We start from the raw sequence: 10,479 nt of genomic DNA on the forward strand, positions 1-10,479 counted from the left end.
ATTAATAATTAATGAATATAAATAATCAGATTAAAATAATAGGAATTAATATTTTTGGTGTTGCTGAAACACGGTATGAAATTCCTAAATTTATAGAACCCCTGAAGGTATCTTTAATTTTCTCTTTTTTGTCAGTCAGGCGATCGCCAATCATCTAAAAGTAGTTTCAAACTAAAAATTAGACAAGAAGGGAAAAATATAAATTTAACTTATCACGTCAGTCATTAAAATTATTTATTTTAATCAAACAAGTTCCGATTTTCCCCAAATTATGACAAAATATTTCACGCACTTGCGTTATTTTAGGCATTTGGTATCATAGTTTGTACATAAGGTATTGTGCCAATGTTGTGTTTAAAAGTAAAAGATTCTGTCTTGAATAAAGCTACAAGCAAGTATTTACGTTAATATCATCCAGAATATTTACATTTTTGGTCAAGGTGGATAATCTCAAAACGATAAATTTTAGACAAGTAGAAATGCTTAAGTAATTATGGCTATTGACAGATAACAAGTTATAGAGTATTAAATTGCGGCATTGGTGAATAGTCATTTTTGATAATTTTTCGGTTTCCTGAACCCTTATAGTTGTTATGCTCCTGAAAACGGCTTTCCTGAAACCTTTGTATTTCAAGAAAAGAACCCATTTGGGTTCTATAATAGACCTCTTGCAAAAGTTTTAATTAAATCAATTCAAGATATGATATCAAATCCGCTGGGCAACGGAAGGGATATAATTCTACCATCAGAAAAGAGTGAAAACTCCTAGTTTGTGGAAGGTTTGGAGACCAAACTCCTACGGTCTTGAATTCTACCGATACTACCAGATTTGATATGAAATAAAAAATTCCATCTCCCTATTCCCTATTCCCTATTCCCTGACGTATGCAAGAAGTCTATTAAAGACTAATTTCTAATTAATAAACTTTCTAATGCTTGAGCTTCTAATGGTTTTGAGAACAAATATCCTTGTCCTTTTTCGCATCCTAACTCCTGAAGTTTTTCTAATTGATACTGGGTTTCAATCCCTTCAGCAATAATATCTATATCCAAATCGTCAGCCAAATTAATGATAGAACGAATAATAGCTATTTTCTCATCATTTGGTTGAATCTGACTAACAAAAGATTGGTCAATTTTTAAGACATTAACAGGAAACAGATGTAAGTAACTCAAAGATGAATAACCTGTGCCGAAGTCATCCAAACAAACATCAATATTTCTTAGTCTAAGCTGTTTGAGAAAGTTAGTTGCTATAGTAATATTTTCCATTAGTATGCTTTCAGTTAACTCTAACTTCAAACTTTGAGCAGGTATATTAGTTTGCCTGATAATTATGTCAATTTCTTCTATTATAGTTGAGTCTCTAATCTGTCTGCTAGAGATATTTACACTAGCAGTAAGGAAATTTTGATGAGGGAATTTTTGATGCCAAATAGATAGTTGACGGCAAGCTTCTTCTAGTACCCATAAACCTATAGGAATAATCAACCCAGTCTCTTCCGCTAGAGGAATAAACTTACTAGGAGAAATGAACCCTTTTTGGGGATGTTGCCAACGAATTAAAGCTTCAAAACCCAAAATATTATTAGTAGTTAATGAGAAAATTGGCTGATAGTAAAGCCTAAATTCTTGACGTTCTAGAGCCTTTCTTAATTCAGTTTCTAATTGCAAGCGGTTAACTGCTCGGTAGTGCATTTGTTCATCAAAAATCATACAACTCCCTTTGCCCAATTTTTTAGCACGATACATGGCCGTATCTGCATCCCGGAGAATTTCTTCTGGTGTGTTGTACTTATCTTTGCTGAAGGTGATACCAATACTGGTATTGATAAAAACTTCCTGATTATTCAGAATAAAAGGAGCCAATAATTGTTCGTGGATTCTCTCGGCCACCTTGAGCGCGTCTTCAATATCCTTGATCGGTTCTAAAAGGATCGTAAATTCATCTCCTCCCAAACGAGCTAAAGTATCCCCAGCACGCAACAGAATTTGCAAACGATGGGCAAAAGTTATTAGCAGTTCATCACCAGCTAAATGTCCTAAACTATCATTAATATTTTTGAAATTATCGAGATCAAGGAAAAGTAGAGCAAATAAATATTCTTGATCGCGCTTAGTCTGGCTAATAGCTCGCTCTAAGCCATTAATAAACATTTCTCGGTTAGCAAGATTCGTTAGTAAATCATGAGAAGCATCGTGTTCTAACTTTTCTTCCATGCGAAGACGCTCAGTCACATCATGAAGAATAGCAGTAAAGATAATTTCATCGTTTAACTTCAATTTAGCAATAGAGACTTCAGCAGGAAACTCACTTCCATTTTTGCGACAACCCAAAACCTTCGGACGTTGAGCCATTGCCTTTGCCTGCACCTCTGAGTGACGAAACTCTTCTATGTGGCCTGTATGAACCTGAGCGAAACGCTGAGGTAGTAGTATATTCAAGGGTTTTCCTAAGACTTCTTGAACGTCATAACCAAATATTTTTTCTGCTCCGTGGTTAAAGAGAATAATGCGATGATTCTTATCAATAGAAACAATGGCATCCTCAGCATTATCCACAATACCTCTTAACCGTGCTTCTGATATTTCCTTTGCTTTCTCTGCTTGTTCACGAGCCTGAATATTCAATGATATTTGATAGCTTTGAAAAGAAATAACCCCCAAAATAAGCAGGTTAACTCCAAAAAGTAATCCCTGAAGAAGTTGAAGACTTTTTACTTTAGATTCTGCCAATTTTTGAGATGTAAATGTTGCTTTATCGGCTGCCTTCCAGAAGTTTTCACTAGCTTCTATGAGGATATCTTTCTGTTGAGAATCTTGTCTAAATATCTCGATAGCTGACTTTAATTTTATCCAACTCTGCTCCCCTGCTTTCATATCATTTATGAACATCCGATCTTTTGCTTTAGGAATGTTTAAAGTTGAGCTACCATGAATTAAACCTTGAATATTCTCCTCAACTTCAACAATTATTGCTTTATTTGTGCCACTTCCCATCATCTCTTTTTTGACCAGTCTTTGACCTCCACCTCTCACCATTCCGGCAATATTAATAATTCTTTCATCGTCTATCATCTCATTTATTTTTTGATAGATTAATCCTACATCAAAAATAGCAAATGCTAAAAGAATAGCTATTATACTTCTCAGTTTATTAGTAATATTCATAATTTTTTTATCGCTCTATTTTAAGTGGTTTTAAGCAATTATACAGCAGTTTTCATTTCAGTAGACTACAGTAGGGACTAATCATGGTTAGTCCCTACTAGGTTTTGCTTGTGAAGATGTGGTTCATCAACTTGAAAAGCGCTGTACCAATTACCATGCATTAATGCTATACTTAGCTAACAGTTCAGTTATTAAGTAGTTAACACCAATATTTTAATCTTTTTGCTAATTTTAGCACTTGTTAATGTTAATTATTCTTATCTTTACTTCTCCCGTACGGACGTTGCATGCAACGTCCCTACACTCCCCTACTCCCCTGCTTAACCAAATGTAGAAAACTTTTTGAGAATTGGTATTACCGAAATAATTAATAATTAAACAATTAAATAATTAGATAATTCAGGTTTAAAGCCTCCCCTTTCAAGGGGAAAAAAATAAATCTTTTCCTGATTAGTGTCAATCCTCTCCCTAAAAGGGAGAGGTAATTATCAATTATCAATTATCCATTATCCATTAATGAAATAGCTGAATGCTTATAATTTATTTTGTGTACCTGGTTAACTTTTTCATCTAATAAAATTATAGTAATCCTAAATTAGTTGTGATAATTTTTATAATAAATTTTAACTTAAAACCTTGGAAATTCTGATTCCTAACTCCTAATAGTACAAGTTAAATAGGATTGCTATAGGTAAACCACATAATAACTATAAAAAACTGACAGTTTTGAATAACATAGATATTTCATGAGAAAATATTACATATTGTATCTAAATATCTAATTATGTGAATAAACCTTTTAAAAAATCTAGAAACAGTATAATATTTATACTATCCTAAATAGGGAAACTGGAAATTATGGCTGCTATAAGTATTATTTCTTAATAGACTCTTTGGTAGTCAAAGACTAGATAATTTATCAAACAGTTTATATATAACATTAGTGATATTACTTAATTCTAATTAAACCCTAGTTTTTATTTTCTTAAATCATAATAAATTATGAAATTATTATCCCAATATCAGAAAAATTCCCAAATAGCAACCTATAATGTTTATTATATCTCAAATGAGAAGAAAACCATGTTTAGGAATAACCATGTTAATCAAAAAAAATCTTTAAATACCTTATTAGTAGAAGACAATCCAGGAGATGCTTTTCTGATCAAACAGTTATTAAAAATTGAATCATCCTTGAATTTTAATGTGGCTCATTGTGATAGATTATCCTTAGCAATTAAGCAACTTAATGAAGAAAAAATTGATGTAATTTTGCTCGATTTAGGACTACCTGATAGTCAAGGATTTGAGACTATTTCCCACATGATAGAAATTGCTCCTAATATTCCAATTATTGTTTTAACCGGAAGAGATGATGAGGATTTTTCAGTTCAAGTAGTTCAAAAAGGAGCGCAGGATTATTTAGTTAAAAGTGAAATTTCAGCAGAAGTATTAATCCGTTCGATACGTTATTCCTTGGAAAGAATTCAGTTAGTGCAAAAACTACAGCAGAGAGAACAAGAATTAAGTGGTTTTACTGAAAAATTAGCTGATGAAGTGCTGGCAAGAACTTATGAGCTTAAGCAACAAAATGAGAAGCTGCAACATCTACTCAAAATATCAAATACAGATCCTTTGACAGGAATTCCTAATCGTTATTGCTGGGAAACAGTCTTAGAAAGAGATTGGAAAAAATCTATCCGGGAATCTCAGCCCATATCTTTAATAATGATGGATATTGATTTTTTTAAATTATTTAATGATACTTATGGTCACCCCAAAGGGGATATTTGTTTAAAAAAAGTGGCTCAAGTAATTCAAAAAACTTTAAAAAGATCAACAGACTTAGTTGCTCGTTATGGAGGAGAAGAATTTGTAGTAGTATTACCCAATACAGACAAATCTGGAGCAATGTTTGTTGCTGAAAGTATTCGCACTGAAGTTAATAGTTTGAAAATTATCCATGAGGCTTCAAAAGTTGACAAATATATCACCATTAGTTTAGGTTTGGCAACAACTATTCCGACTATAAATTCACATCCAGATGAATTAATTAGTCAAGCCGATAAAGGTCTTTATATTGCGAAAGAAAACGGACGAAATTGTGTTAGGTATTCCCACCATGATATTGCTTAATTGACATCCTCTCCGTCCTAAAGGCGTGGAGATTCCTATCCATCAATCAAACAAACTAAGTTGCTTAAATGACTCAAGGTGGGTTGACACATCACTGTTAGCTGCTGCCTTTTTAGGAGCAGTCTTCCGCCGACTCCGTGTCCGTTTATTATTAGTCTCGGATTGCCCTCCCGCGACTATAGCCTCCTGGGTCGGAGCTGCCTCTTGCAGAGGAGCTGCGCTAACCCTAACGAAAAGTGATAGTTGAATTGGTGTGTCTAGTACAGTTTTTTCAGCCTTGGTTATCGGTTGATTAACTGTTCCTGCTTCTAGAATATTGATAGCTGCATTGACATCTCTATATAGATATATGGTCGAAAGGGAAAAGAAAGATGAGAATAGCCTACCAATACAAGTTACGCCCAACTAAAGAACAGGCCGAAAAAATAGATAGAACTTTAGATATGTTGCGTTGCCAATATAACTATATGTTAGCAGAAAGATTTGATTGGTGGGAGCAAAATCGTTGTCCGATTAATGCTTGTCCTTTAATATGTCATCTTCCCGAATTAAAAGACCAACCAACAAGATTTAGTCAGCAAAAGTTATTAACTCAATTAAAAGTAGACAGACCTTGGTACAAAGATATTCATTCTCAAGTTTTACAAGAAGTGCCAAAACGGGTTGAACTAGCTTTTAAAAGATGGCTAAAAGGTGACAGTAATGGTAAGAGATTAGGAAAACCTAGATTCAAAGGCAAAGGTCAGTATAAGACATTTACTTATGCTCAATTTCAGCAGCATCATTTTATCAACAATAGAGTTAAATTATCTAAAATTGGTGATGTAAAAGTAATTGTACATAGACCTATTCCAGATATGTTTAGTATCAAAACAGCATCAATTACCAAAAAATCTAATGGCTATTTTGTTACTTTCAGCTTAGAAGATAAGTCTGTACCCGAAATTAAACCAGATATTAAACGAGGTAATATTGTAGGCATAGATGTAGGGCTAATAGACTTTTATGTTACTTCTGATAATGAGTCTGTACCAGCTCCTAAATACTTGAGAAAGTCTGAAGGAAAATTAAAGTCAGCACAACGAAAAGTATCTAGAAGAAAGAAAGGTAGCAAACGTAGACAAAAAGCTATTAAACAATTAGCCAAAAAACATAGAAAAGTAGCTGATACTAGAAAAGATTTCCACTTTAAAACTGCTAATGATTTACTAAGAAAATACGACATTGTAGCAGTAGAAAAGTTGAACATTAAAGGTATGGCTAAATCTAGATTAGCTAAGTCTGTACATGATGCAGGTTGGGGTCAATTTAATACTATATTAACTAACAAAGCCGAAAAAGCTGGTCAGTTAATTGTAGAAGTAAAACCTCATGGAACATCTGTTGAATGTAGTAGATGTGGTCATAAAGTTAAAAAGACTTTGGCTCAGAGACAGCATGATTGTCCTAACTGCGGATTATCTCTTGGTAGAGACTTAAATGCTGCAATTAATATCAAGAATAGAGCCAAAGTATTGTTGAAAGATTTATTACCACCAATTAAATTTGACTAACATCTCCAAATCTTCCCACCTGGAGAGGAAGGGCATTCCTTGCTAGCTCAGTTTATGTCCTCATAGAGGAGTCGCTGAGAAGCCCGCACTGTAGCTTGTCTCTGTGTCGGGAGTATGTCACAATAAATAAATTTATCTAGAAATCTGTATAATACCAGCTATATAATAATGCCAACAAAAAAAATAGGAGTATTTTAGATTGACAGACCAGCAAAAGTATTATCAGTCAAAATAGTTTAGTCAGACTAAGACCAAATCTGGTAGTAGGGTGTCTACCTTGAAAAAATGGGTAAATTTGAGTCAATGAAGACCTCTCCCTCGACCCCTCTCCTACAAGGAGAGGGGGGAATGTTCTCCCTCTTCTCTACCAGGGAAGGGGGTTGGGGGGTTAGCTTTTTTCAACCCAAATTTTCAAGCTAGACCCGCTAGTAGTATTAGTACGATCAAACCGTTAAAACCGTTCTTAGAAACAAGGTTGATGTGAATGATTGTATGATTTTACAGTAGTCGGTCCTTCTAGGGATGATTCGCGAATCACCCCTACAGTCCTCATAAGGTAGAAAGGAGTTTTTCGGTGACGACTGCGAGGAAGAAATAGGTATAATTTGTAGTCTTGTTTTGCCTGAAAATTTACCGCTAGTTGAATTTCATACCTTATTTCAGCAACGCTAAATATATCTAGATTATAAGTCATGGCTAAAACCATTGCCTTTGCTAACCTAAAAGGTGGTACAGGAAAAACTACTATTTGCATAAATATAGCTGGATGTTTAACTTTAATTCGTCCAACAAGTCGGGTATTAGTAGTAGATTTTGACCCTCAAGCTAATGCAACTTCTGGATTAGGAATTGATGAGAATAGTTTAGAAAACTCTATTTATGATGTAGTCTTAAATCAATGTCAGGAATATCAAGGAGTTCCTATTACTCAGACAATTTTAGAAACACAAATAGAAAATCTTCATTTAGTTCCCTCAGAATTAAATTTAGCAGCAGCTTCTATTTTAATGCAGCAAGGTAAAGATAAAGTCGGAATTTTAAATCGAATTTTAGCTCCGATTAAATCCTATTATGATTATATTTTAATTGATGTGCCATCGGATACGGGCTTATTTATGCTCAATAGTTTACGAGCAGCAGATGAGGCTATTATTCCTATTGATAGTAGTATTTTTTCTCTAGAAGCGTTAGAAAAATTCCAAATTTATTGTCAGGATATTCAGGAAATGACCGGACATAAAATTAATCGGTTTATGGTTATTTTCAATCGTTATACGAAATCTAGAACTGGTGCATCTCAATCAAAAAAATCATCAAAAAATAGTATATCTGAAGAAATTGAGGAGGGAGTTAAAAGGATGTCTTATCCTCTATTTAAAATTCCCGAATCTCTGTTAGTTTATCGTTCACAACAGGAGGGAATGCCAATTTCTCATTTTTCACCCACCAGTCAAATTGTGAAAAATTATATGGAAATAGCCAACTATTTATCAGAAGTAAATTGACAACTTTAGAACCTGTTTGAGAAGTGCTGTATGGAACCGATGAATCCGCGCAAACCTAACCCCCCTGCCCCCTTTCCCTACAAGGGAATGGGGGGTGAAAAGCCTCTCTCCTCGTAGGAGAGAGGTTTGGAGAGAGGTTTTTATGAGTTTACAAACAGTTTCTTAGTCAGAGGAGGTTAATAATTTAGATAGTCAAAAATTCTTGCTTTTTCAAATTTATCGCAATGATTAATAGGCTTATACCTTATGAATCAGCTTTTAAATAATTTGAAAATCACAGTTGAAAATTATGACTAAATAAATAAGATTTCAAATAACTGATAACTGATAAGTTCATAAGCAACATTAATTACACATCCTATTGAATTCCTGTTCCCTGTTCCCTGTTCCCTGTCCCCTGCTATAGGAGAGAGGTTTTTATGAGTTTACAAACAGTTTCTTAGTCAGAGGAGGTTAATAATTTAGATAGTCAAAAATTCTTGCTTTTTCAAATTTATCGCAATGATTAATAGGCTTATACATTATGAATCAGCTTTTAAATAATTTGAAAATCAAAGTTTAAAATTATGACTAAATAAATAAGGTTTCAAGTAACTGATAACTGATAAGTTCATAAGCAACATTAATTACACATCCTATTGAATCCCTATTCCCTATTCCCTATTCCCTATTCCCTAGCGCTATAACTGAAATGACAATTCCTAAAAAACGAAATCCTGGTCGTCAGGTATTTTTTGAAGATACTGAACAAACTGTAGAAAACCCCCAAGAAACTATGACTGAATCTGAATCAATTTCATCAACTCCAATTTCTCAAGCAAAAACTAATATTGATATGAATAATAATCCTAATCTTGACTCTTTATTAACTGCTCTTAAAGCTGCTAGAGATGGAGATTTTACCGTGCGTCTTCCTGAAAATAATGGCTTAGGAGAAGTAGCTATTGTCTTTAATCAAATGATAGTTATTAATCAAAACTTTGCCGCAGAAATGGGGCGCATTAGTCGTGAAGTTGGAGAAGAAGGAGAATTAACTGCTAGAGCAAGTTTGACAGAAGTTAAAGGATCATGGAAATCAAGTATTGATGCGGTAAATGGACTAATTAATAATTTGGCGCGACCCACTACAGAAGTTTCGCGGGTGTTAGAAGCAGTAGCAAATGGAGATTTGTCGAAAAAAATTAACTTACAATTGCAAGGAAAATCCTTAAAAGGAGAATTTTACCGCATTGGCACCATTGTTAATCAAATGGTGGATAAACTTAATAGTTTTTCCTCAGAAGTAACGCGGGTTGCTCAGGAAGTGGGGACAGAAGGTAAATTGGGAGTCCAAGCAAAGGTTGAAGGAGTATCTGGTGTTTGGAAAGAGTTAACAAACAATGTTAACGAGATGGCGAGTAATTTGACAAACCAAGTCAGGAACATTGCCAAAGTTGCCACCGCTATTAGTGTGGGAGACTTAACTCAGAAAATTACGGTAGAAACAAAAGGGGAACTCCAACGACTGAAAGATACTATTAATTTGATGGTGGATAGTCTCAATACTTTTGCTTCGGAGGTAACGCGGGTTGCTAAGGAAGTGGGAACCGAGGGAACATTGGGAGGTCAAGCGAAAGTAAAAGGAGTCGCCGGAACTTGGAAAGATTTAACAGATAATGTGAATGGTATGGCAGCTAACCTGACTTTACAGGTGAGAAATATTGCTGAAGTTGCAACTGCTGTTGCCGAAGGAGACTTAACTCAGAAAATTACTGTTGATGCTCAAGGGGAGATATTGGAACTCAAGACTACCTTGAATAAAATGGTAGACCGACTTAATGCTTTTAGTGGAGAAGTAACGCGGGTTGCTAAGGAAGTAGGAAGCGAAGGAGTATTAGGAGGTCAAGCTGAAGTAGAGGGAGTCGCGGGAACCTGGAAAGATTTAACTGATAATGTTAACCAAATGGCAGCGAACTTAACTTACCAAGTTCGTAATATTGCCGAAGTAGCTACTGCTGTTGCCGAAGGAGACTTAAGTAAAAAGATAACCGCAGAAGCAAAAGGGGAGATATTGGAACTTAAGACTACCTTGAATAAAATGGTAGATCAACTTAATGCTTTCTCTTCTGAAGTAA

General features: G+C 34.5%; 6 protein-coding genes. 5 read left to right on the forward strand and 1 reads right to left on the reverse strand.

All coding sequences use genetic code 11. The annotated features are described in order from the left end of the window. Positions 1–11 precede the first annotated feature (11 nt). Entirely contained in the window at positions 12–158 is a 147-nt protein-coding gene (locus ACP6PK_RS09815; RefSeq protein WP_426559442.1) for a hypothetical protein, read from the forward strand. 748 nt (positions 159–906) lie between these two features. On the opposite strand, the gene ACP6PK_RS09820 is transcribed toward ACP6PK_RS09815, so the two are convergent. Continuing rightward, positions 907–3,171 (reverse strand): putative bifunctional diguanylate cyclase/phosphodiesterase, encoded by a 2,265-nt coding sequence (locus ACP6PK_RS09820; RefSeq protein ID WP_426559443.1) that lies wholly within the window; start codon positions 3,169–3,171, stop codon positions 907–909. A 1,002-nt stretch (positions 3,172–4,173) separates the two neighbouring features. Here ACP6PK_RS09820 and ACP6PK_RS09825 point away from each other — a divergent pair. From ACP6PK_RS09825 to ACP6PK_RS09840, 4 genes are all read left to right on the forward strand, one after another. Further along, complete coding sequence (locus ACP6PK_RS09825) at positions 4,174–5,307, forward strand: GGDEF domain-containing response regulator (protein ID WP_426559444.1); 1,134 nt, start codon at positions 4,174–4,176, stop codon at positions 5,305–5,307. A 371-nt stretch (positions 5,308–5,678) separates the two neighbouring features. Further along, complete coding sequence (locus ACP6PK_RS09830; RefSeq protein WP_426559445.1) at positions 5,679–6,860, forward strand: RNA-guided endonuclease InsQ/TnpB family protein; 1,182 nt, start codon at positions 5,679–5,681, stop codon at positions 6,858–6,860. 692 nt (positions 6,861–7,552) lie between these two features. After that, positions 7,553–8,365 (forward strand): ParA family protein, encoded by an 813-nt coding sequence (locus ACP6PK_RS09835; protein ID WP_426559446.1) that lies wholly within the window; start codon positions 7,553–7,555, stop codon positions 8,363–8,365. A gap of 691 nt (positions 8,366–9,056) precedes the next feature. Beyond that, positions 9,057–10,479, forward strand: a 1,423-nt coding sequence (locus tag ACP6PK_RS09840; protein WP_426559447.1) for a HAMP domain-containing protein, incomplete at its 3' end; no start/stop codon positions are given.

It is taken from the genome of Dapis hubbardiae BLCC-M172, assembly GCF_050016015.1.
In the GTDB taxonomy this organism is placed as follows: Bacteria; Cyanobacteriota; Cyanobacteriia; order Cyanobacteriales; family Microcoleaceae; genus Trichodesmium.

Coding starts and splice junctions, on each gene's coding strand:
- ACP6PK_RS09820 (WP_426559443.1), bottom strand. CDS start 3,171: ATGAATATTACTAATAAACTGAGAAGTATAATAGCTATTCTTTTAGCA.
- ACP6PK_RS09825 (WP_426559444.1), top strand. CDS start 4,174: ATGAAATTATTATCCCAATATCAGAAAAATTCCCAAATAGCAACCTAT.
- ACP6PK_RS09835 (WP_426559446.1), top strand. CDS start 7,553: ATGGCTAAAACCATTGCCTTTGCTAACCTAAAAGGTGGTACAGGAAAA.
- ACP6PK_RS09830 (WP_426559445.1), top strand. CDS start 5,679: ATGAGAATAGCCTACCAATACAAGTTACGCCCAACTAAAGAACAGGCC.
- ACP6PK_RS09815 (WP_426559442.1), top strand. CDS start 12: ATGAATATAAATAATCAGATTAAAATAATAGGAATTAATATTTTTGGT.